This window comes from Escherichia sp. AM3, from assembly GCF_032029835.1.
In the GTDB taxonomy this organism is placed as follows: domain Bacteria; phylum Pseudomonadota; class Gammaproteobacteria; order Enterobacterales; family Enterobacteriaceae; genus Escherichia; species Escherichia coli.
Window position 1 is genome coordinate 1 of sequence record NZ_JAVUPQ010001171.1, and the last position, 250, is coordinate 250.

Annotated in this window: 1 protein-coding gene; it reads right to left on the minus strand. The window is 59.2% G+C overall.

The features are described 5' to 3' along the window. On the minus strand, nucleotides 1-250 hold a 250-nt coding region (locus RTW80_RS30195; protein WP_312721871.1), incomplete at both ends, for a zinc-dependent peptidase.

A 250-nucleotide genomic window follows, 5' to 3' on the forward strand; every position in this document is an offset into this window, starting at 1 on the left:
TTCACCCACCAGGTCTATCTCATCCTGAATGTTTTCCATCGCCGCGTGCAGATCGTGCTCCCATCCCGCGACTTCACGCAGCGGGATCAGCGGCACGCCGCTGGCGCGATCGCCGTTGCGGGTATCCAGCTTATGCGCCACTTCGTGAATGATCAGGTTGAAGCCCGAGGCATCGAACGAGTCCTGAATATCCAGCCAGTTGAGGATGATTGGCCCTTGCTGCCAGCTTTGCCCGGACTGCACCATACGC